Raw genomic sequence first — 24,193 nt, forward strand, 5'->3', positions numbered from 1 at the left:
TGCGGATAGCCTGTTATGGAACTTCTCTCTCTCGTCTGGCGCCAGTACCGCTGGCCGTTTCTGGGCGTTATTGCTCTCAGCCTGCTCAGCGCCGCGCTGGGTATCGGCTTAATCGCTTTCATTAACCTGCGTCTGATTACCTCTGTCGATACCTCGCTGCGGGTCCTGCCGGAGTTTCTTGGTCTGCTGGGGCTGCTGATGGCGGTGACCCTGGGTTCGCAGCTGGCGCTAACCACCCTCGGCCACCATTTTGTCTATCGTCTGCGCGGTGAGTTTGTTAAACGCATCCTCGATACCCAGATTGAACAAGTAGAGAAGATCGGCAGCGCGTCGCTGCTTGCCGGGCTGACCAGCGATATCCGCAATATCACCATCGCCTTTGTGCGCCTGCCGGAGCTGGTGCAGGGGATCATTCTCACCTTCGGCTCCGCGGCCTACCTCGCCTGGCTGTCAGGAAAAATGATGCTGGTGACGGCGCTGTGGATGGCGCTCACCATCTGGGGCGGCTTTGTGCTGGTCTCGCGGGTATACAAACATATGGCCAGCCTGCGCGAAACGGAAGATAAACTGTATCACGACTATCAGACGGTGCTGGAGGGGCGTAAAGAGCTGACCCTCAACCGCGAGCGCGCGGAGTATGTGTTTAACCAGCTCTACCTCCCGGACGCCCGGGAGTACCGGCACCATATCGTTCGCGCCGATACCTTCCACCTCAGCGCGGTCAACTGGTCGAATATTATGATGCTTGGCGCCATCGGGCTGGTATTCTGGATGGCCAACAGCCTCGGCTGGGCCGATACCGCCGTGGCGGCGACTTATTCCCTGACGCTGCTGTTTCTGCGCACGCCGCTGCTCTCCGCCGTCGGCGCGCTGCCCACGCTGCTCAGCGCCCAGGTGGCGTTTAACAAGCTGCGTCAGTTCTCCCTCGCCCCGTACCGGGCCGACTTTCCCCGGCCGCAGGCGCATCCTGACTGGCAGACGCTGGAGCTGCGCGATGTCACCTTCCATTATCCGGACCAGCGCTTTGCGGTAGGGCCGCTTAATCTGACGCTGAAGCGCGGCGAGCTGGTGTTTTTGATAGGCGGCAATGGCAGCGGCAAGTCAACGCTGGCGATGCTCCTGACCGGCCTGTACCAGCCAATATCCGGTCAGATCCTCGTCGACGGCCAGCCGCTGGCGGCGGAGAGGCCAGAGGAGTACCGCAAACTGTTTTCCGCAGTGTTTACCGACGTCTGGCTGTTTGACCGCCTGCTCGGGCCGCAGGGCGAGGAGGCCGATCCGGCGCTGGTGGCGACATGGCTGGAGCGTCTGCAAATGGCTCACAAGCTGCAGCTGGAGAACGGAAAAATCGCCGACCTGCGGCTGTCGAAAGGGCAGAAGAAGCGCGTGGCGCTCCTGCTGGCGCTGGCCGAGTCCCGGGACATCATTCTGCTGGATGAATGGGCGGCGGATCAGGATCCGCATTTCCGCCGCGAGTTCTACCAGGTCCTGCTGCCGCTGATGCAGCAGATGGGCAAAACCGTGTTCGCCATCAGCCATGACGATCACTACTTCCAGCACGCCGATCGTCTGCTGGAGATGCGCGCCGGCCAGCTCGCCGAACTTACCGGCGAAGAGCGGGAACAGGCTTCCCGCGATGCGGTGGCCCGTACGGCCTGACAATCGCCACGCGCCCGGGGAAAAGCCCGGGCGCCGCTGAAATTTTCAGCGTCTACATCGCTGACGGTTATTATTTCCCCCTCCTCGCGCTATGCTTAAGGCTTCCGGCCCGCAGGCCGGCTCACCATTCTCAAAAGGATTGCCCGATCGATGTCCGTTTTGCATAAAAAAAGCGCCCGCTTGCGTGACGAAGAGCGCGCCCGTCTGATTTGGCTCTTGAGCACCGATAAAGCGGTGACTTCCGCGCTGCTGGGCAAACTGACGCTGGCTGAACGATATGATGAAGGGACGCTGGCCGATGACCTGGCCGAAGTGGAAATGCTGGTCTCGCATCTGCCTCCGCCGGATCTCGCCGATGCGCTGGAAGCGCTTCCCTATGACGCCCGCACCGCGCTATGGTGCCTGGTGCCCGACGATAAACGCGGCGAAGTGCTGCTGGAGGCCTCAGAGAACGTCTGGGGCGACCTGATCGACAAGATGAGCGACCCCGAGCTGCTGCAGGCCATGCAGCCGCTGGATATCGATGAACAGGTTTACCTGCTGCAGCATCTGCCGCGCAACCTGACCGGACGGCTGCTGGCGACCCTGCCGGCCGAGAAGCGCGCCCGTATTCGCCAGATTATGCGCTACGCCGACAACAGCGTCGGGTCGATCATGGAGTTTGAGGTCATTACGGTGCGACCGGAGGCCACCCTGGCGGCGGTGCAGCGCTATCTGCGGCGTCTCGGAAAAATGCCGGAAAACACCGATAAGCTGTTCGTTACCACCCGTAACAAGCTGCTGCTCGGCGAGCTGGAGCTGCAGACCATTCTGCTCAATGATGCGCAGAAGCGGGTGGGGGAGGTGATGGAGGGCGACCCGGTCACCTTTCAGCCGCACGAAGAGGCGGAGAAGGTGGCGCGCACCTTCGAACGCGACGACTTACTCAGCGCCGCCGTCATTGATGCCGACGGCAAGCTGATCGGGCGCCTGACCATCGATGAGATCGTCGATGTGGTTTATGAAGAAACCGATAACGATCTGCGGCGGATGGGCGGTCTGAGCGATGAAGAGGATGTCTTCGCCCCGGTCAGCAAAGCGGTGAAAACCCGCTGGGCATGGCTGGCGGTCAATCTGTGTACGGCGTTTATTGCTTCCCGGGTCATCGACGGCTTCGAACACACCATTTCACAGCTGGTGGCGCTGGCCTCGCTGATGCCGATCGTCGCCGGCATCGGCGGCAACACCGGCAACCAGACGATCACCATGATCGTCCGGGCGATGGCGCTGCAGCAGATCCAGCCCGGCAGCTTTACCTTTCTGATCCTGCGTGAAATGGGCGTTGCGCTGATTAATGGCCTGGTGTGGGGCGGGATTATGGGGGCCATCACCTGGTGGCTGTATGACGATCCGCAGCTCGGCGGGGTGATGACGCTGGCCATGATGCTCAACCTGCTGATGGCGGCGATGATGGGCGTGATAATTCCGATGGTCATGGTGAAGCTGGGGCGTGACCCGGCGGTCGGCTCCAGCGTAATGATCACCGCCATCACCGACACCGGCGGCTTCTTTATTTTTCTGGGTCTGGCGACGCTGTTTCTGATGTAGCCTGCGCTTTTGCCCGCAGGCGGCGGGGGATGATCGCCATCGCGACAATCCCCGCCAGCACACCGATCGCCAGATTGCTGGTTCCCACCGTCGCGGCGACGGTCACCAGCATCACCAGCGTTTCCGGCCACGGATTACGCGCCAGCTCACCCGGGCGAATGCTGTGCCAGCTAAAGGTTTTCACCGCCACGATCACCATCACCCCGGCCAGAACCGCCATCGGGATCTTCGCCATCACCTGGCTGAGCGCTGTCACCAGCAGGAGCAGCACCAGGCCGGCGATTACCGTTGAGAGGCGGCTGCGTGCCCGGCCCATTTCCACGTTCACGATAGTCTGGCCGATCATCGCGCAGCCGGCGATGCCGCCATAGCAGCCGGCAAGGATATTGGCGATACCCAGCCCGGCGCTTTCCCGCGATTTGTTCGACGGGGTATGAGTGAGATCATCCACCAGCTTAGCCGTCAGCAAGGACTCCATCAGGCCGACAAAGGCGATGCTGAGGGCGCACGGCCAGATTATCTGCAGGGTGGTCAGGTTCAGGGGAACGGTCAGGGCGGTGAACCCCGGCAGGCCGCCGCTCATTGACCCTTCATCGCCGACGGTCGGCAGCTGCTGGCCGGTGGTCGCGGTATAGAGGGTGAGCGCGACGATGGCGATCAGCGGCGCCGGGATAGCCTTAATAACGCGCGGCGCCCACAGGACGATAAGCAGCGTCAGGACGAACAGGCCAACGATTAGCGGTTGTCGACTCCAGAAATGCGGCACCTGAGCAAAGAAAATCAGGATCCCAAGGGCGTTGACGAAGCCGGTCATCACCGCCGGGGGAATAAAGCGCATCAGGCGCGCCATGCCGCACAGACCAAACAAAATTTGAATAATACCCGCCAGAATGACAGCCGGTAAAATGTACCCCACGCCGTGCTGATGCACCATCGGGCCAATCACCAGCGCCACCGAGCCCGCGGCGGCGGTGACCATCGCCGGGCGTCCGCCGAAGACTGACATCGCCAGGCAGAGCACCACCGAAGCAATCAGGCTTACCTGCGGGTCAACGCCGGCAATGACTGAAAACGAAATCACTTCAGGGATGAGCGCCAGGGCGGTGAGCACGCCGGCCAGCACTTCGCGCGTCAGTAAAGACGGGGAGCGGAGGATGGGACGCAGGTTGCCGGAAGCGGCGGGGTCAGAAACTGGGGGCATAAAAAAAGTTCGCAGCTTATAAAAAAAGAGGGAGCGGTGTCAGGCCCTGCTTCCGTGCGGTCTGTCACAAAACCAGGGATGATAGCGCGGAATCTGTCAGCGCACCAGTACAAAAAGTGATTTGGTGTATACATTTATTAAACATTTTTATAACGGATCTCAAAACAGAACTTAAAATTTAAACAATATTTAAATTTTTGAGCTTCGGTGGTAACGTGAGGGGTGAGAATCGTATCACCTGCGCTAAATAAAAACAGCGAGTAAAGTAAGGCTCAAATCCGATGAATAAAAAGATGGCCGTACCACGCTCACAGGCGGTTGGTCCCAACAGCACTCGGACCAACACCCGCCATGAGCAAGAGACGGATGTATTGTTGATTGGCGGCGGCATTATGAGCGCCACACTGGGAACCTGGCTGCAGGAGCTTGAGCCAGACTGGTCTATTACCATGGTTGAGCAGATGTCCAGCGTGGCGGAAGAGAGCTCAAACGGGTGGAATAATGCGGGTACCGGCCACGCGGCGCTGATGGAGCTGAACTACACGCCGCAGACCGCCAACGGCATCAATATCGACAAAGCGGTCGACATCAACGAAGCCTTCCATATCTCGCGTCAGTTCTGGGCGCATCAGGTGACGCGCGGCGTCCTGAACAAACCAAAATCTTTCATTAACAGCGTGCCGCACATGAGCTTTGTGTGGGGCGAAGATAACGTCAACTTCCTGCGTGCGCGCTACGCGGCGCTGCAGCAAAGTGAACTGTTCCGCGGTATTCGCTATTCTGAAGACCATCAACAGATCAAAGCCTGGGCGCCGCTGGTGATGGAAGGCCGCGACCCGCTGCAAAAGGTCGCCGCCACTCGCTCAGAAGTGGGAACCGACGTCAACTATGGTGAAATTACCCGCCAGCTGATCGCCGGTCTGCAAAAGCATGATAATTTCTCCCTACAGCTGGGCACCGTGGTGCGTCGCTTCAAGCGCAACGCCGACAAGAGCTGGACGGTCACCCTGGCGGATGCCGACAATCGTCGTCAGAAGCGGGTCATTAAAGCTAAATTTATCTTTATCGGCGCCGGCGGCGCAGCGCTGACCCTGCTGCAGGAGACCGGCATTCCGCAGGCCAAAGAGTATGCGGGCTTCCCGGTCGGCGGCCAGTTCCTGGTCTGCGAAAATCCGGAGGTGGTGAACCACCATCTGGCGAAGGTCTACGGTCAGGCCGAAGTGGGCGCGCCGCCGATGTCGGTGCCGCACATCGATACCCGTATTATCGACGGTAAACGCGTGGTGCTGTTCGGACCATTCGCCACCTTCTCGACCCGTTTCCTGAAGAACGGGTCGCTGTGGGATCTGCTGGCCTCGACGAATACCTCAAATATTTTGCCAATGCTCAACGTCGGCCTGGACAACTTCGATCTGGTAAAATATCTGATTAGCCAGGTGATGCAGAAAGATAAAGATCGTCTGGCCGCGCTGTGCGAATATTATCCGGAAGCGCGGAAAGAGGACTGGCGGTTGTGGCAGGCCGGTCAGCGCGTGCAGATCATTAAGCGCGACGCGAAGAAGGGCGGGGTACTGCGCCTGGGCACCGAAGTGGTCAGCGATGATGAAGGCACCGTCGCGGCGCTTCTCGGCGCGTCGCCAGGGGCCTCTACCGCGGCGCCTATCATGCTGCAGCTAATGGAAAAAGTGTTTAAAGATAAAGTCAATTCGCCGGAATGGCAGGCCAAGCTGAAGGCGATCATCCCAACCTACGGTATTCGTCTTGACGGCAACCCGGCGGAGATCGAGAAAGCGCTGGCGTGGACCAGTGAAGTGCTGGAGCTGAAATATGAGCCAGCCGGGGCGGTGGATGAGGTACCGCAGGCGGAGCTGAAGCCGCTGAGCGGCGGCAAGCCGATGGCGGATATCGCGCTCTGATAAACGCTCTGACAAAAACGGCAGCCTGCGGGCTGCCGTTTTTTATGCCGTTTGCGCTGTTCGCCTTAGCGGACGACGGCGTTACCGATAGTCTCGTCGGCGCGCCAGATGCGATATTTCACATCGACATTGCTCGGCGTGTATACCACGATCGGCAGTTTGCTGTTGTAGCGCAGCATGGCGTCATCCCCGAGGCCGGCAGTGACAAATTTCTTCTCTTTTTTGCCGTCCGGGCAGGCCATCATGGTGGATACCGGGCCGCTCAGCTTCTCAAAGACATAGTAATCATAGCCCCAGCCTTCCAGGGTTTTACTTTCCAGTTCCCCGCCGAGACGATGATGGTTGCAGTCGACTTCCAGCGTCTGGCCGATCATCAGCTCAACCTTGAGCGCCGACTCATCCTGCTGCTGAGGCAGCTGAATAACCTGACGCTTCATGCCTTTTTCCGCTTTCGGGAACGGCGCGACTTTTTCCAGCGGCTGGTCTGCGGCCAATGCGCCAGCGGACATGCAGGCGGCGGTCAGCAGAGAAACGGCTAGCGTAGTGATTTTTTTCACGGTTGATCATCCTTTATTTTCGTTCCTGACAGAGATAGCCTATCATCACTCAGCTGAATGTTAAGATTTATTTACCATTTTTTGCAAAATGAATAGTGTTATCTACTGGTAAGACATCGGCCGCGCAGAGCGCAACAGAGGCGCTGGCGGGCCGCCAGCCCCCTGCCAGGAAAGCTATTCATTACGGCTATTTTTCGCTTCCTCAATAAACTCTTCATCGATTTCATCGGTATTGCCGGCATGTTCTCGTCCCGACAGCAGGTTCCAGCAGGCGATAAACAGGGCGGCGATCAGCGGCCCGATCACGAAGCCGTTGATACCGTAGATCTCCATGCCGCCCAGAGTGGCGATAAGGATCAGATAGTCCGGCATCCTGGTATCCTTGCCCACCAGCAGTGGACGCAGAATGTTATCCACCAGGCCAATCACAATCACAAAGAAGCCGACGATAAAGGCGCCCTGCCACAGCTGGCCGGTGGCGAAGAGGTAGATGGCCGCTGGCACCCAGATAATGGCCGAGCCCACCGCCGGGATAAGCGACAGAAACGCCATCAGCGCTCCCCAGAGAATGCTGCCGTCCAGACCGGCGATCCAGAAGGCAAAGCCACCCAGCGCCCCCTGCGCCAGCGCCACGGCGACAGTACCTTTTACCGTGGCGCGGGCCACAGCGGCGAATTTAGCGAACAAATGCTGCTTCACATAGCTTGATAACGGTAGAGACTCGAGGATCAACAGCACCAGATAAGGTCCATCCTTCAGCAGGAAAAACAGCAGATACAGCATGATGCCGAAGCTGACGGTGAAGCCAAAAGTCCCTTTGCCAATCAGAAACGCGCTGCCGGCCAGATACTGACCGCCTTTCAGAGCGGCATCAGAGAGCTGCTGCTGGATCTGCTGCGCGCTATCAAGGTTATGATCGGCGAGGAAGCTTCTGGCCCAGCCGGGGAGATGGGCGAACAGGCTGGCGACCACCGTCGGAAACTGGGTGTCGTTATGCTGCAGTTTGCTGTACACCAGGTTGAGCTCGTAGGCCAGCGAGGAGAGAATGATAGCCAGCGGCGTAAAAACGATAAGACAGATAATGACGATGGTCATCAGCGCCGCGAGGCCATTGCGCTCGCCGAGGCGGGTACGGATCTTGTTTTTGACCGGATTAAAAATCACCGCGAGGATCGCAGCCCAAAGGATGGCGGAATAATAGGGTGAGAGAACATCAAAAAAGGCCAGGGTTACAATGAAGACGATAAGGATGAAAAATCCCTTGGTAAGTCCATTAACTCTCATGTTATCCGCTCCTGCTTATGAGTCATACGGTCGAATAATAGATGCTACGACGTAATTTACCATCAGGATAGTCGTACATCTTCACGATACATTGAAGAAAGGGCACAAATTAAGCGAGCGGGCGGCAACAGGGGAAACAGGCATAAAAAAACCAGCCTTAAAAGGCTGGTTTCTGTGGAGTTTTTGGTCGGCACGAGAGGATTTGAACCTCCGACCCCCGACACCCCATGACGGTGCGCTACCAGGCTGCGCTACGTGCCGACGCGTGGGGAACAATATTACCCGTTCCCCAGGCGAATGCAAGCGGGTCACGCGCGATTGATTCATAATTAATCAATCAGTTAGCGATAAAGCGTTTTTCGTCAGTCAGGACCTGCAGCAACAGACTGAGCTGCGGTTTCTGATCTTTAATTTTCTCGCCGTCGCGGCTCCAGGTGGTATAGGTGCCGTTATGGTTGAGGACCACGGTGATGGTCGGGGTGGTGATGGCCAGCGTATCGCCGTTGGCCGCGGTGACCCAGTTACGACGCCGCGCGGCGCTGAACAGATCTTCTCCCTGCGAGTACTCATTGGCCGGCGTCGAAACGTGAAGCAGGCGCTGCATCAGCGTAGTCATCACATCTTTGTTATCGGTCAGGGTGGCAATCTCCTGCGCCGGCGTGCCCGGCCAGTGAATAACCAGCGGCACCTGCAGCTGCTCGCGCGACCAGTCGAACGCGTCGTGTTTCGCATTCAGCGGCTTGCCGTGGCCGCCGGTAATAATTACCACCGTATTATCGAGTTTGCCGGCTTCGCGCAGCGCAGTCAGCACCCGATCGATCTGGGCATCAACGTCGCCAGCCGCCTTGCTGTAGCGGCGGACAAAGCCCTGCTGCTGCGTGTCGTCGAGGGTGGTGCCATTGAGCGAGATCCACGAGAACCAGCGATTCTCATCCTGCGCGTAACGGTCCAGCCAGCCGATCCACTGATTGGCCGTTTGCTCGTCGCTCTGGGTCTTCGCGCTCGGCAGCGAGAAATCGGAGAGCAGAGCCTGGCGATACAGCGGGCTGCTAAACCCATCGGAGGAGAAGAGGCCCAGCTGGTAGCCCTGCTGGTTGAGGGCAGTGATCAGCGCGGCGGGAATACGCGCCGAGAGGACACCGTCCATATAGCCAGGCGAAATACCGTAGAACAAGCCAAACAGGCCGCTGTCGGCGGTATTGCCCGAGCTCATATGCTGGGTAAAGTTAACGTTTTCTTTGGCAAATGCCGCCAGCGCCGGCATGGTCTTTTCAAACCGCGAGTAGTTCAGGTTGTCGACGGTGATCAGCAGCACGTTGTAGCCCGCGCCGAGGTCACGGTAGCGCAGGTTGCTAAGCGGATACTGGACCGATACCGCCTCCGGCGCCCCTTGCTCCACCAGACGACGCTGATAATCCTGGGCGTCGAGCAGGCCATGTTTCTCAAGGAAACGACGGGCGGTCATCGGATAGGAGAGCGGCAGATTCGCCCGCTGCATAGTGATCGGGCGATAGAAATTGGCGTCCGCCCAGATATAGACCAGGTGGCTGCTGACGAACGACAAAAAGAAGAACCAGGCGACCGGGCGGGCGTAATGGCGGCGGCGCGTCAGGCTGCGCAGCTTTTGCCAGCTCCAGGTGGCGAAGAGCATTTCAATCAAAAAGATGACCGGGACGCTGATAAACATCAGCTGCCAGTCGCGCGCCATCTCATTCTGGTCAGGGTTGATGACCAGCTCCCAGACGACCGGGTTTAAGTGCAGATGGAAGCGGGTAAAAACCTCGCTGTCTATCAGCAGCAGCGTCATCCCGGCGGTGGCAAGGATCACCGACAGGAAGCGCATCAGGCGCTGCGAGACCACGATAAAGGTCAACGGAAAGAGGATCAGCACATAGCTGGTAAACACCAGAAAGCTGAAATGCCCGACGAGACTGACGTACGAAAACAGTCGTCCGGCAAGCGTCGTCGGCCAGTCGGCGACAAAAAGATAGCGGCTGCCGAGCACCATGGCCAACAACATGTTGAACAGGGCGAACCAGTGCCCCCAGCTAACCATCTGGGAGACTTTTTCTCGGTAGGGCTGACGTAGAGTCACCATATACTGTTGCTGTTATCCTTAATGCGCTGGATCGTCGTTAATCGAAGATTGCAAAGCCTGCGCGAAAGAACGGGCGATGGCCTGACGCTGCGCCGGCGCGACGCTACTGTTGATCAGGTTGGTCACCATATTGCCTAACACCATCAGTGAAAGGTCCACCGGGGCTTTGTGTGATTCCAGGACGTTCGTCAGCTCGCTGAGCAACTGTTCGACCTGTTGATCGCTATAGCGGGAAATTTGCGGCATAAACTCAAAATCTGTTTGTTCGTGAAAGGGCAACATATTACCGTAGCAGCAGCTTTTTTTCCGCATTTTTTCGCCGCGGCGCAAAAGCGCATCAATCGACGTTAACGACGTCGAAATGTGTGGCGCCAGTTGCGTCGGCCACCCGGCGGTGGTTGAATACCGCCCGGTCTAAAAGGAGAGTTTAACATGAGTCTGGATATCGACCAGATTGCCCTGCATCAGTTAATCAAACGTGATGAACAAAATCTGGAGCTGGTGCTGCGCGAGTCACTGTTGGAGCCGAACGCGACGGTCGTCGAGATGATGGCTGAACTGCACCGGGTCTATAGCGCCAAAAGCAAAGCCTATGGCTTGTTCAATGAAGAGAGCGAACTGGCCCAGGCGCTGCGCCTGCAGCGTCAGGGGGAAGAAGAGTTTCTGGCGTTTAGCCGCGCGGCGACCGGTCGCCTGCGCGATGAGCTGGCGAAATACCCGTTCGCCGAAGGAGGCATTGTCCTCTTCTGCCAGTATCGTTACCTTGCGGTCGAGTATCTGCTGGTGGCGGTACTCAATAACCTGAGCAGTATGCGCGTCAACGAAGAGCTGGATATCCGCTCGACCCATTATCTGGATATTAACCATGCCGATATCGTCGCGCGCATCGATCTCACCGAATGGGAAACCAACCCGGAGTCGACCCGCTATCTGACCTTCCTGAAAGGGCGGGTAGGGCGCAAAGTGGCCGATTTCTTTATGGATTTCCTCGGCGCCAGCGAAGGGCTTAACGCCAAAGCGCAGAACCGCGGCCTGCTGCAGGCGGTGGATGACTTCGCCGCCGATGCCCAGCTTGATAAATCCGAGCGACAGAACGTGCGCCAGCAGGTCTACGCCTACTGCAACGAACAGCTGCAGGCTGGGGAAGAGATTGAGCTGGAGTCGCTGTCCAAAGAGCTCGCCGGCGTCAGCGAAAAGAGCTTCCAGGAATTCACCGCTGAGCAGGGCTATGAGCTGGAAGAGAGCTTCCCGGCGGATCGCAGCACCTTACGTCAGCTGACCAAGTTTGCCGGCAGCGGCGGCGGATTGACCATTAACTTCGACGCCATGCTGCTGGGCGAACGCGTATTCTGGGATCCCGCCACTGATACCCTGACCATTAAGGGTACCCCGCCGAACCTGCGCGACCAGCTGCAGCGCCGGACGTCAGGCGGCAATTAAGCCCTGCGCCCCGTCGGCGCTACTGCTGAACGGGGACGATCTCCACGCCGCTCTGCACCAACTGTTGGCGCAGCGCGGCGTCGGGTTCTCCATCGACAATCAGCGTACTGGCGAGGCTCAGCTCGCCGATGGCAAAGGCCGACGCGGCGTTGAGCTTCTCCCGGGAGGCCATTACCACGGTTTCTGCCGCCCTGGCCGTCAGCGCGCGCTTGATGCCTGCCTCTTCGTAATCACCGGTGGTGAAACCCGCCCGCGGGTGGACGCCGGTCACCCCCATAAAGAACAGATCGGCGTTGATCCGCGCCATTCCCGCCAGCGTCTCGGCGCCGACGGCGACAACCGAATGTTTAAATACTCTGCCGCCGAGCAGGATCACCTCGATTCGCGGATGGTCCACCAGCGCCACGGCGATGCCAGGGCTGTGGGTGACCACCGTGCAGCTGAGGTCGGCGGGTAAAAAGCCGATCATCGCCGCGGTGGTGGTGCCGCCATCGACAATCACCACCTGTCCCGGCTGGATCATGGCGGCGGCGGCGCGGGCGACCGCCTGCTTGGAGTCGATCTGCACGCTTTTGCGCGTTTCAATTGGCGCAATGGCGGCGGAAACCGGCAATGCCCCGCCATGGACCCGCTGCAGTTTTCCCTCCGCCGCCAGCTCGCGCAGATCGCGGCGAATGGAGTCCTCGGAGACGTTAAACCGCTGGCTTAGCTCCCCGGACATCACCTGTTTTTCCTCGGTGAGGATCTGGAGGATCTGCTGTTTTCTCTGACTGGCGAGCATCGGTTTTCCTTCATCGAATGATCTTGTTTGTGCACGATTATGCATGTTATGGTGCCTGCTGTCACCTCAAAGGGGAAATAACATGCAAACACATGCACCGCACGTCCGCCACGTTCGCGAGACGCTGCTCTCGGATAACTGGTACACGTTGAAAAAATATACCTTCGAACTGCTGCGTCGGGACGGTCGCTGGCAGGAGCAGAGCCGCGAGGCTTATGACCGGGGCAACGGCGCAGTCATTTTACTCTACAACCGGGAAAAGCGGACGGTGGTCCTGACCCGTCAGTTCCGTTTTCCGGTATTTACTCATGGCCACGACGGATATCTCATTGAGGCGGCTGCCGGGCTGTTGGATAACGCCTCGCCGGAGGCGCGGATCGTTGCCGAAGCGGAAGAGGAGACCGGCTTTCGCGTGACCCGTGTCGAACCCGTCTTCACCGTCTTTATGAGCCCCGGCTCCGTCACCGAAAAACTCTACTTTTTTATCGCCGAATATCAGGCCGATGACCGTCGGGGCGACGGCGGCGGACTGGCGGCGGAAGGTGAGGACATTGAAGTACTGGAGTGGCCGCTGACGCGGGCGCTGCAGGCCATTCGCGATGGCGAGATCATGGATGCTAAAACCATTATCCTGCTGCAACACCTGGCGCTGAATGCCGACACGCTCCTCGCCGGCTGAGCGGCAAGGAGCGGGGAGTTAACGCAGCTCGCGGGCAATGGCGCTGTACATCAGCGCCGCTTCCAACGGCTGAGCGTTGAAGGAAGGTTCCGCCTGCGGCCAGGTCGACCACTGGACGATCACCAGGTGTTCCGCGCGGTTCACCATGATCACCTGGCCGTAGATCCCCAGCGCCCACAGCGACCCTTTAAGCCCTTCCTGCGGCGTCGGCTGGACGTTTTGCGCATTCGCCGGAATTGCGTTATTCCACCACTGATAGCCGTAAATACCCTCCGGATGCGCTGCCGAGACCGAGTTTAGCGCCTTGGTCCAGCTGGCGGCTTGATCGAACCAGCCAGTCGGCACCAGCTGTTTGCCATTGCTTAACCGACCGTCACGGGCGACGAATTCACCAAAGCGGCCCCAGTCTTCAAGGGTGGCGTTAAAGCCGTGGGCGCCGACGTCGTGCTTCCCTTGCTGATAAGCATGCCACACGCCGTCGTGGGCCATCCCGGCCGGCTGCCATAGAGCCTGTTCAAGCCAGGCGGCCAGCGACATGCCGGTGGCGCGCTCCAGAATATCCCCAAGCAGCCAGGCGCCGCCGGAAGAGTAGGACCACTGCTCGCCCGCCGGGTGTTGACGCGCCAGGCCGGTGACGATCTTACGCACGCAGGCATAGACGCCGGGGTGCGCTTCACACTGGGTCAGGCGGGCGAAATGCGACTGCGGGTCGGTGTAGTCTTCATTCCATTCCACCCCGCTGGTGTGTTGAATCAACTGCTTCAGCGTTACGCCGTCCCAGGCGGTGCCTTTCAGTTCGGGTTCATAAACGGTAATCAGGTCATCAAGGGAGTGGATTTTACCCTGTTGAATGGCGATACCGACCAGCGTCGAGACCACCGATTTGCCTACCGAGCGCGAGGTCCACAGGGTGGTGTCGGTATTACCTTCGGCGAGATATTTCCAGGCGACTTTACCATCTTTCAGCACCAGCATACCGCTGACGTTCTCGCGCTTCAGGTAATCCTGCAAATTCCAGGTGTGGCCGTTGAGCGTATAGCGGGCATCGGTCAGTTGTTTTTCAGCGCGCTCCAGCGGCGTCGAGGCGCCGTGGCGGAAGACATCGCCGATATAGTTGCGATAGTCATTGCGAAAGCCAATCACGCGTGAAGTCTGATCCCAGCTGAGCATGTCTTTGGCCGCGGGTAGCGTTTGATCGTAAGGCGTTGGGCAGACATCCAGCGTCAGGCTGCCGCAGTGTTGCGCCATTGCCGCCGCCGGCAGCGCCGCCAATATTAACGCCAGGGCCAGTGGTTTTCTTATCATTGTCATTTCCTCGTTTGCCATAGATTCGCTGCGCAGTATATAAATCGGCGCGCGCCGGCTAAAATCAGCACATGGGGGATTTTCCCCCTTAAGGGAGAAAAAGGATGAAAACCCTACAGTACTCATTCGCACAGATTGAAGCCTTCGCGACGATTGCTGAGACCGGCAGCCTGTCGCAGGCGGCCATTCGTTTAGCTAAAGACCGGACCACGCTGCGCGATCTGCTGGACTATCTGGAAGATGCTCTGGGCTACCGGCTGTTCAGCCGTGAAGGACGTAGCCTGACGCTAACTGCCGAGGGTGAGCAGCTGTTTCGCCAGGCGCATCTGCTGTTGCGTCAGGCGCAGGCTTTCGAGTCTTTTGCGCAAACGCTGCCGCAAACCGCCGGGCAGGCGCTGCGTCTGGTGTACGATCCCTTCGTGCCGCGTGAATTTCTCTGTGCGCTGGCCGATAACCTGGCCCGACGGCAGATCCGCCTGAGCTGCTGGAGCGCCTCGCGTCGCGAAGCCGAGCAGGCGCTGAGCGATGGCGTGGCGGAGATGGCGATTTGTCAGGCTAACAACCGCACGCTGGGGAGCGAAATGGAGTGGCGGGCGCTCGGCACCGTGGATCTGCGTTTCTACGCGGCGGACAGCCTGTTCCACGACGCTCCGCGGCCGCTGACGCTATTGAATCTTTCGTTGACGCCGCAGTTAGTGATGCACCGGCGCAGTGACGATCAAATCGCCCGCCGGCTGCAGATTTCCGGCCATACGCTGTATATGAATGAGATTACCCTGTTGCGCCATGCGCTGGAGCAGGGGAGGGGCTGGGGGTTTTTACCGGACCATTTGCGGCCAGGCGAGTGGCAGGGAGTCAGTGAAATCGCGACGGAGGTCGGCAGTCAGGGGCTGAACGTCACTATGGTGATGCTCTGGCTGCCCGGAATGAATAAGCATCGGATGCTTAGCGACATCGTGCACGAGGCGCCGGAGCTTTGGCAGCGCAGATAACAAAACGCCCCGGAGCCTGAGACCCCGGGGCGCTTGCCATACAACTTGCTATCGGCGATTACGCGCGAACGAAGTCGATGTGAGTCAGTTTCGGCTTGAACGCGTGGCGCTGAACAGCCTGAACTTTGACTTTTTCTTCTTTGCCATCAACAACGACGGTCAGAACTTCGCTGTAAAACTCAGCTTTGTCCTGCATGTTCCATACTTTGTCGTGGTCCAGTTCGATAGCAACCGGAGCAGCTGCGCCACCGTAGATGATTGCCGGGAACTTGTTAGCTGCGCGCAGGCGGCGGCTCGCACCCTTACCCTGCTCTTTACGTACTTCTGCGTTGATAGTAAACATTGATGTCTCTCTATATATAAAGCCTGCTACAGGCGACCCAGCAACAGGCGGATTATCTGCTTTGCGAATGCAAAAGCGGGCGGCATTATAGCCGCCAAACGACACCCGGGCAATCAAAACCTCAGCTTTCCGGTAATTAACGCAGCTCGTTGGCGCGACGAAAACGCCCCTGATAATCGAACACTTTTTCCCGCACCTGCCAGTACTGCCCCTTCATGCGGGCGACGACAAAGTCCGGATGGCGCAGCAGCGCCTGCTGGGTCACGATATCCGCCGGCGTTATCCAGCGCAGCGGCACCCCGGGGGTGCGGGTATGCGGGCGAATAAACAGTTGTTCGAAGGCGGTGCGCTGGGCGGGGGTCTGCAGACGGAAGCGCTCACTGACATCCGCCCCGTCTTCATCGTAGTAGGTGATTTTCAGCCACGGGCCCTTCTCGTCGCCGCCGTGCTGCAGGGCCATGCCGCTGCAGCGCAGCACCAGCGCGTCCTTCAGTTTCAGCGCCGCCTTCAGCATATCGTCCGGGTCAACCAGTATAGTGTCGCACTCCCGGCAACGGCGGGCGGCGATGTCGTTTTCCGCATTACACTGCGGACAGTTTTTAAAGCGAAAGCGGAAGTCGCACTGTTCGCGGTGGCCGTCGTCATCTTCGAACCACCCCTGGCAGCGGCGGCCAAAGTGTTCAATCAAGGTGCCGTCGGCGGTGGTTTTGCCCCAGAAGGTATTGGCGAAGCCGCAGGCTGGGCAGAAGACCTGCACCGGCACGTTGTCGCTTTTGCCCTTCGGCGTCCCCACTTCCGGGGCATACAGGTCATGCGGATTGCCGGCGTAGTCGAGGATCAGACAGTCGGTTTTCCCCGGCGCCAGGCGCAGACCGCGGCCAACGATCTGTTGGTAAAGACTCACCGACTCGGTGGGGCGGAGGATGGCGATCAGGTCGACGTGCGGGGCGTCGAAGCCGGTGGTCAGCACCGCGACGTTCACCAGATAGCGATACGCCTGCGCTTTAAAGGCCTCGATGATGCGATCCCGCTCCGGCCCAGGCGTTTCGCCGGTGATCAGCGCCGCCTGGCCTACCGGCAGCAGGCCGGTCACTTCCCGGGCGTGTTCCACGGTGGCGGCAAAGATCATCACCCCTTTGCGGTTTTCGGCGAACTCCACGATCTGGCTGACAATATGCGGCGTGATACGCTGTTGTTTTTTCAGCTCATGGTTAAGATCGGCTTCGCTGAACAGGCCGTTGCTTTGCGCCTGCAGGCGACTGAAATCGTACTGCACCACCGGCATATCGAGGCGCTCCGGCGGCGTCAGATAGCCGTGTTTAATCATATAGCGCAGCGGTAGCTCATAGATGCAGTCGCGGAACAGGGCCTTTTCATCGCCGCGCACCATCCCATGATAATGGAACTGATAGATCCAGCCCTTGCCAAGGCGGAACGGCGTGGCCGTCAGGCCGAGCAGCCGGATCTGCGGATTGACCTGCCGCAGGTGACCGATGATCTGCTGATATTGGCTGTCGTCATCATCGCTGATGCGGTGGCATTCATCGACGATGAGTAGCGAAAATTCGCTGCGAAACTGGTCGAGATTGCGTGCCACCGACTGCACGCTGCCGAACACCACTTTGCCGTGGCTCTCTTTTCGCTGCAGACCGGCGGCGAAGATATCCGCCTCGAGGCCAAGGGCGCAGTATTTGGCATGGTTCTGCGCCACCAGCTCTTTGACATGGGCCAGCACCAGCACGCGGCCGCGCGCCAGCCTGGCAAGCTCGGCGATCACCAGACTTTTGCCCGCGCCGGTGGGCAGGACAATCGCCGCCGGCTCGGTATGGCGACGGAACCAGGCGAGGGTGGCATCGACGGCTTCTTGTTGGTAAGGACGTAATGTAAAAGTCATGAATTCACGGGGCTAATTAACTGGCGAATAGTATGCCATGAATCTTTTCCCTTGAGTGGTGTTAAGAGCCCGTTATACTAGCCGGTGAAATTCTTCTTTTTCGGGCGATTTGCCCGCTCCAGCACTATGACAGGCTAAAAAAATCTCATGCGACTTGATAAGTTTATCGCTCAGCAGCTCGGCGTCAGCCGGGCTATTGCCGGGCGTGAAATTCGCGGCAGCCGCGTTACCGTGGACGGCGACATTGTGAAAGATGCCTCTTTTAAGCTCCAGCCGGAGCACGAGGTGGAGTATGACGGAAATACGCTGACCCAGCAGAATGGCCCGCGTTACTTTATGCTCAACAAGCCGCAAGGGTACGTCTGTTCCACCGACGATCCCGATCATCCGACTATCCTTTATTTCCTCGACGAGCCGGTGGCGCATAAGCTGCACGCCGCCGGACGGCTGGATATCGACACCACCGGGCTGGTGCTGATGACCGATGACGGCCAGTGGTCGCATCGCATTACCTCGCCGCGCCACCACTGTGAAAAAACCTATCTGGTGGCGCTGGAAAGCCCGCTGGCGGAAGGGACCGCGGAGCTGTTCGCCAAAGGCGTCCAGCTGCATAACGAAAAAGATCTCACCAAACCGGCGTTGCTGGAAGTTATCACTCCGACCGAAGTGCGCCTCACCATCAGCGAAGGCCGCTACCATCAGGTGAAACGCATGTTCGCCGCCGTGGGCAACCACGTGGTTGGCCTGCATCGGGAACGCATCGGCGACATCCTGCTGGATGAATCGCTGGCGCCGGGTGAATATCGTCCGCTGACGGAAGCGGAAATCGCCAGCGTGGGCGCCCCGCAGCCACGGAGTAAAACGTGACGCTGAAGCAGAATTCTTCACTGGGGATTGTGTTTATCCTTGGCCTGCTGGCCATGCTGATGCCGCTGTCTATTGATATGTATCTTCCGGCCCTGCCGGTGATTGCCGCCCAGTATAACGTCCCGGACGGCAGCGCGCAGATGACGCTCAGCACCTATATCCTCGGCTTTGCGCTGGGTCAGCTGCTGTACGGCCCGATGGCGGACAGCCTTGGCCGCAAGCCGGTGATCCTCGGCGGGACGCTGGTCTTCGCGGCGGCGGCGGTAGCCTGCGCCCTGTCGCAAACCGTCGATATGCTGATTGTCATGCGTTTCTTCCACGGTCTGGCAGCCGCGGCGGCCAGCGTGGTGATTAACGCCCTGATGCGCGACATCTATCCGAAAGATGAGTTTTCGCGCATGATGTCGTTTGTCATGCTGGTCACGACCATTGCGCCGCTGGTGGCGCCGATGGTCGGCGGGGCGGTGTTGGTCTGGTTCAGCTGGCATGCCATCTTTTGGATCCTCGCCCTGGTGGCCCTGCTGGCCTCGCTGATGATCGGCCTGTTTATCCGCGAAACGCTGCCGGCTGAAAGGCGTCAGCCGTTCCATCTGCGCACCACGCTGGGTAACTTTGCCACGCTGTTCCGCCACAAGCGGGTACTGAGCTATATGCTGGCGAGCGGCTTTAGCTTCGCGGGCATGTTCTCTTTCCTTAGCGCCGGTCCCTTTGTCTACATCAATATAAACCACGTTGCGCCTCAGCACTTTGGCTACTATTTTGCGCTGAACATCGTTTTTCTGTTTCTGATGACCATGTTCAACAGCCGGTTTGTGCGGCGGGTAGGGGCGTTGCGTATGTTCCGCGCCGGGCTGTGGATCCAGTTTGCCATGGCGGTGTGGATGGTGGTCTGCGCGCTGCTGGATGTCGGCTTCTGGTCACTGGTGATCGGCGTAGCGGCCTTTGTCGGCTGCGTATCCATGGTGTCGTCTAACGCCATGGCGGTGATCCTCGATGAGTTTCCGCATATGGCGGGCACTGCTTCGTCGCTGGCGGGGACTTTCCGTTTCGGTATCGGGGCGATTATCGGCGCGCTGCTGTCGATGGCGACGTTTACCACCGCCTGGCCGATGCTGATCTCTATTGCCTTCTGCGCAACCTGCTCTATTTTCTTCTCGCTTTACGCATCCCGGCGGCGAAAAATCGCACGCTAGGTCACATTTTCAGGGGCGAAATCGCCCCTTTCTTGATGCATGTCAACCGCAATGGGCTTCAGGGTTCTGCGATTTGTTTCCTTTATGTAAAATCAATTAGTGTAAAAAGTCGCATTGTTGCGATAAAAAAGTTGTTTTGGATCACAGAAACGGGTACATATAGCGCCAATCGGCTCGCCGGGTATAAAAAATAAAGCGCTGGATTATAAGCGCTTAACCCTGGTCCGCCGCCGCTGTAAACGTTTTCTGCCTCAAGGCAGGACTATTTGTCAACAGTGTGTTAATATTGATGTAAATTTATTGTGAAGCCTTTTGCTTCCGGGGAAACCAAGTGAATACACAACAACTCTCTATCGTACACCGTCTGCCGCAGAGCTATCGCTGGCTGGCCGGTTTTGCGGGTTCCAGAGTTGAACCGATTCCGCAAAACGGCGCGCAGAACGAGAACAGTCTCGTTGCCCTTAAATTGCTGAGCCCGGACGGTGAGAAAGCCTGGCCGGTGATGCATAAGCTCAGTCAGGCGTTAAGCGACATCGAAGTCGACTGTTCCGTGCTGGAGTGCGAAGGTGAACCCTGCCTGTTCGTTAACCTGCAGGATGAGTTTGCCGCCACCTGTCGTCTGAAAAACTTTGGCGTGGCCATCGCCGAGCCCTTCTCCGGCAATAACCCTTTCTGACCGTCAGCTTAGCGCCAGCAGCTGGCGGGTATACTCATGCCGGGGTGCGCTGAAGACGGACTTGCACTCGCCCTGTTCGACCACCTCTCCCTGACGCAGCACCATCACCTGGTGACATAGCGCCCGCACCACGCCTAAATCATGGCTGATAAAAATATAGGCCAGCTGATGCTTTCGCTGTAAGGCTTTCAGCAGGTTCAGGATCTGCGCCTGAACGGTTTTGTCCAGCGATGAGGTCGGTTCATCGAGGACGATCAGCTGCGGTTTGACGATCAACGCTCTGGCGATGGCGATACGCTGTCGCTGGCCACCGGAGAACGCCGCCGGATAGCGCTGGCGGCTGGACGGGTCGAGGCCGACCTCCTGCATGGCAAGGATCACCGCCTGTTCGCGTTCGGCCGCCGTCAGCGTCGGCTGGTGGACGCGCAAGCCTTCCTCAATGATCTGCTGCGCCGTGAGGCGCGGATTGAGCGACGAGTTCGGATCCTGAAAAACCACCTGCATCTGTCGGCGCAGCGGTAGCAGCTGTCGGCGGTTACGCCCCTGAATCGGCTGGCCGGCGAAGGTTATCTTGCCCCCGGACGGGATCAGGCGCAGCAGGGCCAGGCCGGTGGTGCTTTTACCGGAACCCGATTCCCCCACCAGGCCCAGCGTCTCGCCGGCGCGCAGCTGAAAGCTGAGGCTGTTGACCACCCGATGATGATCGACCACCCGACGCAGGATCCCTTTGCGAACGGGAAACGCCACCTTTAAATCGTCCGCCTGCAGCAGCACCGGGGCATCGGCGGCCAGCGGCACCGGCTCCCCGTCCGGCTCGCTATCCAGCAGGCGTTGGGTGTAGGGATGCGCTGGCGCGCTGAACAGCGCCCGACAGTCATTGTGTTCCACGCAGCGGCCGTTCTGCATTACCGCCACCCGGTCAGCCAGCTGGCGGACGATGCTCAGGTTATGAGTGATAAACAGCAGCCCCATGTTCAGCTCCTGCTTCAGCTCGCGCAGCAGTTGCAGAATTTGCGCCTGCACCGATACGTCCAGGGCGGTAGTCGGCTCGTCAGCGATCAGCAGCTCCGGGCGAGTCAGCAACGCCATGGCGATCATCACCCGCTGGCGCTCGCCGCCGGAGAGCTGATGCGGATAGTCCGCCAGCCGCCGCGGCGCCTGACGGATCCCGACGCGCTCCAGGCAGTCGAGGATCTCCCCGCGCGCCGCCTGTTTGCGCATTCCCCGGTGTAATGACAGCACTTCGTAGAGCTGTTTTTCCAGGGTATGCAGGGGGTTGAGCGATACCATCGGCTCCTGAAAGATCATCGCGATCCGGTTGCCGCGCACGCCGCGCAGGGTCGCCTCATCCGCATGCAGCAGCGACTGGCCATGAAAACGGATGTCACCGCTGGGGTAGCTGGCCGGCGGGGTAGGGAGCAGCCGCAGCACCGACAGGGCGGAGATGCTCTTACCGGAGCCGGATTCGCCCACCAGGGCCAGCGTTTCGCCGACCGCCACCTCGAGCGACAGATTATGCACCACGGTCTGCGTCTCGCCCTGCTGGCGAAAGGCAATAGAGAGATTGTCGATAGCTAATAGCGGGTGGGTCATATTACACCGCCTTACTCGGGTCAAAGGCGTCGCGAACCGCTTCACCGATAAAAATCAGTAGCGTCAGCAGCACGGCGACGGAGAGAAACGCGGCAATGCCCAGCCAGGGCGCCTGCAGGTTGTTTTTGCCCTGCAGCAGCAGCTCGCCGAGGGAGGGCGAGCCGAGCGGCAGGCCGAAGCCGAGAAAATCCAGCGACGTCAGGGTGGTAATGGAGCTGCACAGGATAAAGGGCAGGAAGGTGAGGGTCGCCACCATCGCGTTGGGCAACATATGCCGCAGGATGATCTGCCGGTCGCTAACCCCTAACGCCTGCGCCGCCCGAACATAGTCGTAGTTGCGGGTGCGGAGAAATTCCGCGCGCACCACGCCCACCAGCGTCATCCAGCCAAAGAGAACGGTGATTGCCAGCAGCCACCAGAAGCCCGGCTGCACGACGCTGGAGAGCAGGATGATCAGGAACAGCGTTGGCATGCCGGACCAGACTTCGATAAAGCGCTGTCCCCACAGGTCGATTTTACCGCCGTAGTAACCCTGTATCGCCCCGGCCAGCACCCCCAGCACGCTGGAGAACAGCGTCAGCAGCAGACCGAAGAGCACCGAGATGCGTGTCCCATAGAGGATCCGCGCCAGCACATCGCCGCCGTTGGCGTCGGTGCCGAGCCAGTTGCTGGCCGAGGGCGGCGATGGAAAGGGAACCGTGCTGGCAAAATTAATTGTCGTCGCGCCGAAGCGCACTGGCGGCCATAGCGCCCAGCCGTGAGTCGCCAGCTGGTGCTGCAGCCAGGGATCCTGATAGTCGGCGGCGGTGGCGAACGCGCCGCCGAAGGTTTGCTCAGTGTAGTTTTTTAACACCGGGACGTACAGCTGGCCCCGGTACTGCACCAGCAGCGGGCGGTCGTTGGCCAGCAGCTCGGCGCCCAGGCTGCATAGGAAGAGAATTAAAAACAGCCACAGCGACCAGTAGCCGCGACGGTTGTGGCGAAAGCGCGCCCAGCGGGCCTGATTAACGGGACTGAAGAAAGACATTAGCGGCCCTCAAAATCAATGCGCGGGTCGACCAGCGTATAGCTGATATCGCTGACGATATTCAGCAGCAGGCCAATCAGAGTGAAAATATAGAGCGTGCCAAACATCACCGGATAGTCGCGGGAGACCGTCGCTTCATAGCCCAGCAGACCCAGGCCGTTTAGCGAGAACATCACTTCGATCAGCAACGAGCCGGTAAAGAACATACTGATAAAGGTGGCCGGGAAGCCGGCGATCACCAGCAGCATGGCGTTACGGAACACGTGTCCCCAGAGGATCTGTTTCTCACCAACGCCTTTGGCGCGGGCGGTGACCACATACTGTTTGCGGATCTCGTCGAGGAAGCTGTTTTTGGTCAGCATAGTCAGCGCGGCAAAGCCGCCAATTACCGTCGCCAGCACCGGCAGGGTGATGTGCCACAGGTAGTCGAGGATCTTCTGATACCAGGGGAGGGTGTCGAAATTTGGCGAGACCAGACCGCGCAGCGGGAAGAGGTCGAAATAGCTGCCGCCGGCAAAAATCACGATCAGCAGGATGGCGAACAGAAAGGCAGGGATCGCATAGCCAATGATAATCAGTGTACTGCTCCAGATATCAAAGCGGCTGCCGTTGCTGACCGCTTTGCGGATGCCCAGCGGAATGGAGACCAGATAGATAATCAGCGTGCTCCACAGCCCGAGGCTCACCGAGACCGGCAGGCTGTCTTTAATCAGCTGCAGCACGGAGGCGCTGCGAAACAGGCTGTCGCCGAAATCAAAGCGCAGATAATCGCCCAGCATCTTCAGATAGCGTTCGTGCAGCGGTTTATCGAAGCCGTAGCGGTGGGTGATCTCGGCGATGACTTCCGGGTCGAGGCCGCGCCCGCCGCGATAGTGACCCTCGCTGATATTGCCTGCGCCGGTGCGGGCATGGCTGGCGCCCATTCCGCCGTCGCCAGCCCCCGGCATCCCGCCGCGCTGATTAAACTCGATGGCGGCGATGGCCTGATCGACCGGGCCGCCAGGCGCGATCTGGACAATAAAAAAGTTAATGGTGATAATGGCCCACAGGGTGGGGATGACTAACAGCAAACGGCGGATCAGGTAGCTGCCCATGGGATGT

21 protein-coding genes and 1 tRNA gene are annotated in these 24,193 nt (G+C 59.1%); 9 read left to right on the forward strand and 13 right to left on the reverse strand.

What is annotated here, in order from left to right:
- The first annotated feature begins 15 nt into the window (after positions 1–15).
- Both KB892_RS06610 and mgtE read left to right on the forward strand, forming a co-directional pair.
- Positions 16–1,659, forward strand: a complete 1,644-nt coding sequence (locus KB892_RS06610) for a multidrug ABC transporter permease/ATP-binding protein (RefSeq protein ID WP_004175044.1) — start codon at positions 16–18, stop codon at positions 1,657–1,659.
- 150 nt (positions 1,660–1,809) lie between these two features.
- Entirely contained in the window at positions 1,810–3,246 is a 1,437-nt protein-coding gene (mgtE, locus tag KB892_RS06615; protein ID WP_002912996.1) for a magnesium transporter, read from the forward strand.
- Here the strand turns inward: mgtE and KB892_RS06620 are convergent.
- The gene (locus KB892_RS06620; protein ID WP_072159513.1) at positions 3,209–4,369 is read right to left on the reverse strand and encodes a SulP family inorganic anion transporter; all 1,161 of its coding nucleotides are present in this window, start codon (positions 4,367–4,369) and stop codon (positions 3,209–3,211) included. The two genes, mgtE and KB892_RS06620, sit on opposite strands and share 38 nt — an antisense overlap.
- 359 nt (positions 4,370–4,728) lie before the next feature.
- Here KB892_RS06620 and mqo point away from each other — a divergent pair, with 359 nt between their 5' ends.
- Positions 4,729–6,363 (forward strand): malate dehydrogenase (quinone), encoded by a 1,635-nt coding sequence (mqo, locus tag KB892_RS06625; RefSeq protein WP_002912994.1) that lies wholly within the window; start codon positions 4,729–4,731, stop codon positions 6,361–6,363.
- 65 nt (positions 6,364–6,428) lie between these two features.
- Here the strand turns inward: mqo and eco are convergent, their stop codons facing one another.
- The 5 genes from eco to KB892_RS06650 form a co-directional block, all read right to left on the reverse strand.
- A complete protein-coding gene (eco, locus tag KB892_RS06630) occupies positions 6,429–6,920 on the reverse strand; it encodes a serine protease inhibitor ecotin (protein ID WP_004175048.1) in 492 nt (163 codons plus the stop codon).
- 174 nt (positions 6,921–7,094) lie between these two features.
- Positions 7,095–8,204, reverse strand: coding sequence for an AI-2E family transporter (locus KB892_RS06635; RefSeq protein WP_002912992.1), 1,110 nt, complete (start codon positions 8,202–8,204; stop codon positions 7,095–7,097).
- A 184-nt stretch (positions 8,205–8,388) separates the two neighbouring features.
- Positions 8,389–8,465 (reverse strand) — tRNA-Pro (locus KB892_RS06640).
- 76 nt (positions 8,466–8,541) lie between these two features.
- Positions 8,542–10,302 carry an LPS biosynthesis-modulating metalloenzyme YejM gene (gene yejM / locus KB892_RS06645; protein WP_002912990.1) on the reverse strand — a complete coding sequence of 587 codons (1,761 nt, stop codon included), beginning with the start codon at positions 10,300–10,302 and terminating at the stop codon, positions 8,542–8,544.
- 18 nt (positions 10,303–10,320) lie between these two features.
- Positions 10,321–10,548 carry a YejL family protein gene (locus tag KB892_RS06650; RefSeq protein WP_004195346.1) on the reverse strand — a complete coding sequence of 76 codons (228 nt, stop codon included), beginning with the start codon at positions 10,546–10,548 and terminating at the stop codon, positions 10,321–10,323.
- 186 nt (positions 10,549–10,734) lie between these two features.
- Here KB892_RS06650 and yejK point away from each other — a divergent pair, with 186 nt between their 5' ends.
- Positions 10,735–11,742, forward strand: coding sequence for a nucleoid-associated protein YejK (gene yejK / locus KB892_RS06655; RefSeq protein WP_004144267.1), 1,008 nt, complete (start codon positions 10,735–10,737; stop codon positions 11,740–11,742).
- 19 nt (positions 11,743–11,761) lie between these two features.
- On the opposite strand, the gene KB892_RS06660 is transcribed toward yejK, so the two are convergent.
- Positions 11,762–12,523 carry a DeoR/GlpR family DNA-binding transcription regulator gene (locus KB892_RS06660; RefSeq protein WP_062954991.1) on the reverse strand — a complete coding sequence of 254 codons (762 nt, stop codon included), beginning with the start codon at positions 12,521–12,523 and terminating at the stop codon, positions 11,762–11,764.
- A gap of 82 nt (positions 12,524–12,605) precedes the next feature.
- Here KB892_RS06660 and KB892_RS06665 point away from each other — a divergent pair, with 82 nt between their 5' ends.
- Positions 12,606–13,202, forward strand: coding sequence for an NUDIX domain-containing protein (locus KB892_RS06665; protein ID WP_004144265.1), 597 nt, complete (start codon positions 12,606–12,608; stop codon positions 13,200–13,202).
- An 18-nt stretch (positions 13,203–13,220) separates the two neighbouring features.
- On the opposite strand, the gene KB892_RS06670 is transcribed toward KB892_RS06665, so the two are convergent.
- Positions 13,221–14,507 (reverse strand): serine hydrolase domain-containing protein, encoded by a 1,287-nt coding sequence (locus tag KB892_RS06670; protein ID WP_062954990.1) that lies wholly within the window; start codon positions 14,505–14,507, stop codon positions 13,221–13,223.
- A gap of 104 nt (positions 14,508–14,611) precedes the next feature.
- On the opposite strand from KB892_RS06670, the gene KB892_RS06675 reads away from it, so the two are divergent.
- A complete protein-coding gene (locus KB892_RS06675; protein ID WP_002912983.1) occupies positions 14,612–15,499 on the forward strand; it encodes a LysR family transcriptional regulator in 888 nt (295 codons plus the stop codon).
- Positions 15,500–15,557: 58 nt separating this feature from the next.
- On the opposite strand, the gene rplY is transcribed toward KB892_RS06675, so the two are convergent.
- Both rplY and KB892_RS06685 read right to left on the reverse strand, forming a co-directional pair.
- On the reverse strand, positions 15,558–15,842 hold the full coding sequence (gene rplY, locus KB892_RS06680; protein ID WP_004189006.1) for a 50S ribosomal protein L25: 285 nt from the start codon (positions 15,840–15,842) through the stop codon (positions 15,558–15,560).
- 136 nt (positions 15,843–15,978) lie between these two features.
- Positions 15,979–17,736, reverse strand: coding sequence for a DEAD/DEAH box helicase (locus KB892_RS06685; protein WP_004144263.1), 1,758 nt, complete (start codon positions 17,734–17,736; stop codon positions 15,979–15,981).
- Positions 17,737–17,883: 147 nt separating this feature from the next.
- Here KB892_RS06685 and rsuA point away from each other — a divergent pair, with 147 nt between their 5' ends.
- From rsuA to KB892_RS06700, 3 genes are all read left to right on the forward strand, one after another.
- Positions 17,884–18,603 carry a 16S rRNA pseudouridine(516) synthase RsuA gene (gene rsuA / locus KB892_RS06690; protein WP_002912977.1) on the forward strand — a complete coding sequence of 240 codons (720 nt, stop codon included), beginning with the start codon at positions 17,884–17,886 and terminating at the stop codon, positions 18,601–18,603.
- Positions 18,600–19,796 carry a Bcr/CflA family multidrug efflux MFS transporter gene (locus KB892_RS06695; RefSeq protein ID WP_002912975.1) on the forward strand — a complete coding sequence of 399 codons (1,197 nt, stop codon included), beginning with the start codon at positions 18,600–18,602 and terminating at the stop codon, positions 19,794–19,796. Before rsuA ends, KB892_RS06695 begins: the two co-directional genes overlap by 4 nt.
- Positions 19,797–20,127: 331 nt before the next feature.
- On the forward strand, positions 20,128–20,472 hold the full coding sequence (locus KB892_RS06700; RefSeq protein ID WP_002912974.1) for a YejG family protein: 345 nt from the start codon (positions 20,128–20,130) through the stop codon (positions 20,470–20,472).
- A gap of 3 nt (positions 20,473–20,475) precedes the next feature.
- Here the strand turns inward: KB892_RS06700 and yejF are convergent, their stop codons facing one another.
- From yejF to KB892_RS06715, 3 genes are read right to left on the reverse strand one after another with little or no spacing between them, the layout of a single operon-like run.
- Positions 20,476–22,065 carry a microcin C ABC transporter ATP-binding protein YejF gene (gene yejF / locus KB892_RS06705; RefSeq protein WP_004175056.1) on the reverse strand — a complete coding sequence of 530 codons (1,590 nt, stop codon included), beginning with the start codon at positions 22,063–22,065 and terminating at the stop codon, positions 20,476–20,478.
- A 1-nt stretch (position 22,066) separates the two neighbouring features.
- On the reverse strand, positions 22,067–23,092 hold the full coding sequence (locus KB892_RS06710) for a microcin C ABC transporter permease (protein WP_004149131.1): 1,026 nt from the start codon (positions 23,090–23,092) through the stop codon (positions 22,067–22,069).
- The gene (locus tag KB892_RS06715) at positions 23,092–24,186 is read right to left on the reverse strand and encodes a microcin C ABC transporter permease YejB (RefSeq protein WP_004200501.1); all 1,095 of its coding nucleotides are present in this window, start codon (positions 24,184–24,186) and stop codon (positions 23,092–23,094) included. The genes KB892_RS06710 and KB892_RS06715 overlap by 1 nt, the downstream gene beginning before the upstream one ends.
- Between the last annotated feature and the right edge of the window lie 7 nt (positions 24,187–24,193).

The sequence above is a fragment of the Klebsiella sp. P1927 genome, from assembly GCF_018204675.1.
Classification (GTDB): domain Bacteria; phylum Pseudomonadota; class Gammaproteobacteria; order Enterobacterales; family Enterobacteriaceae; genus Klebsiella; species Klebsiella pneumoniae.

Excerpts from the sequence above, each read along its gene's own strand:
- rplY (WP_004189006.1), bottom strand. The coding sequence starts at position 15,842 with ATGTTTACTATCAACGCAGAAGTACGTAAAGAGCAGGGTAAGGGTGCG.
- KB892_RS06715 (WP_004200501.1), bottom strand. The coding sequence starts at position 24,186 with ATGGGCAGCTACCTGATCCGCCGTTTGCTGTTAGTCATCCCCACCCTG.
- mqo (WP_002912994.1), top strand. The coding sequence starts at position 4,729 with ATGAATAAAAAGATGGCCGTACCACGCTCACAGGCGGTTGGTCCCAAC.
- KB892_RS06685 (WP_004144263.1), bottom strand. The coding sequence starts at position 17,736 with ATGACTTTTACATTACGTCCTTACCAACAAGAAGCCGTCGATGCCACC.
- yejM (WP_002912990.1), bottom strand. The coding sequence starts at position 10,302 with ATGGTGACTCTACGTCAGCCCTACCGAGAAAAAGTCTCCCAGATGGTT.
- KB892_RS06675 (WP_002912983.1), top strand. The coding sequence starts at position 14,612 with ATGAAAACCCTACAGTACTCATTCGCACAGATTGAAGCCTTCGCGACG.
- KB892_RS06635 (WP_002912992.1), bottom strand. The coding sequence starts at position 8,204 with ATGAGAGTTAATGGACTTACCAAGGGATTTTTCATCCTTATCGTCTTC.
- yejF (WP_004175056.1), bottom strand. The coding sequence starts at position 22,065 with ATGACCCACCCGCTATTAGCTATCGACAATCTCTCTATTGCCTTTCGC.
- KB892_RS06670 (WP_062954990.1), bottom strand. The coding sequence starts at position 14,507 with ATGATAAGAAAACCACTGGCCCTGGCGTTAATATTGGCGGCGCTGCCG.
- KB892_RS06610 (WP_004175044.1), top strand. The coding sequence starts at position 16 with ATGGAACTTCTCTCTCTCGTCTGGCGCCAGTACCGCTGGCCGTTTCTG.
- yejK (WP_004144267.1), top strand. The coding sequence starts at position 10,735 with ATGAGTCTGGATATCGACCAGATTGCCCTGCATCAGTTAATCAAACGT.
- KB892_RS06650 (WP_004195346.1), bottom strand. The coding sequence starts at position 10,548 with ATGCCGCAAATTTCCCGCTATAGCGATCAACAGGTCGAACAGTTGCTC.
- KB892_RS06710 (WP_004149131.1), bottom strand. The coding sequence starts at position 23,092 with ATGTCTTTCTTCAGTCCCGTTAATCAGGCCCGCTGGGCGCGCTTTCGC.
- KB892_RS06665 (WP_004144265.1), top strand. The coding sequence starts at position 12,606 with ATGCAAACACATGCACCGCACGTCCGCCACGTTCGCGAGACGCTGCTC.
- KB892_RS06660 (WP_062954991.1), bottom strand. The coding sequence starts at position 12,523 with ATGCTCGCCAGTCAGAGAAAACAGCAGATCCTCCAGATCCTCACCGAG.
- mgtE (WP_002912996.1), top strand. The coding sequence starts at position 1,810 with ATGTCCGTTTTGCATAAAAAAAGCGCCCGCTTGCGTGACGAAGAGCGC.
- rsuA (WP_002912977.1), top strand. The coding sequence starts at position 17,884 with ATGCGACTTGATAAGTTTATCGCTCAGCAGCTCGGCGTCAGCCGGGCT.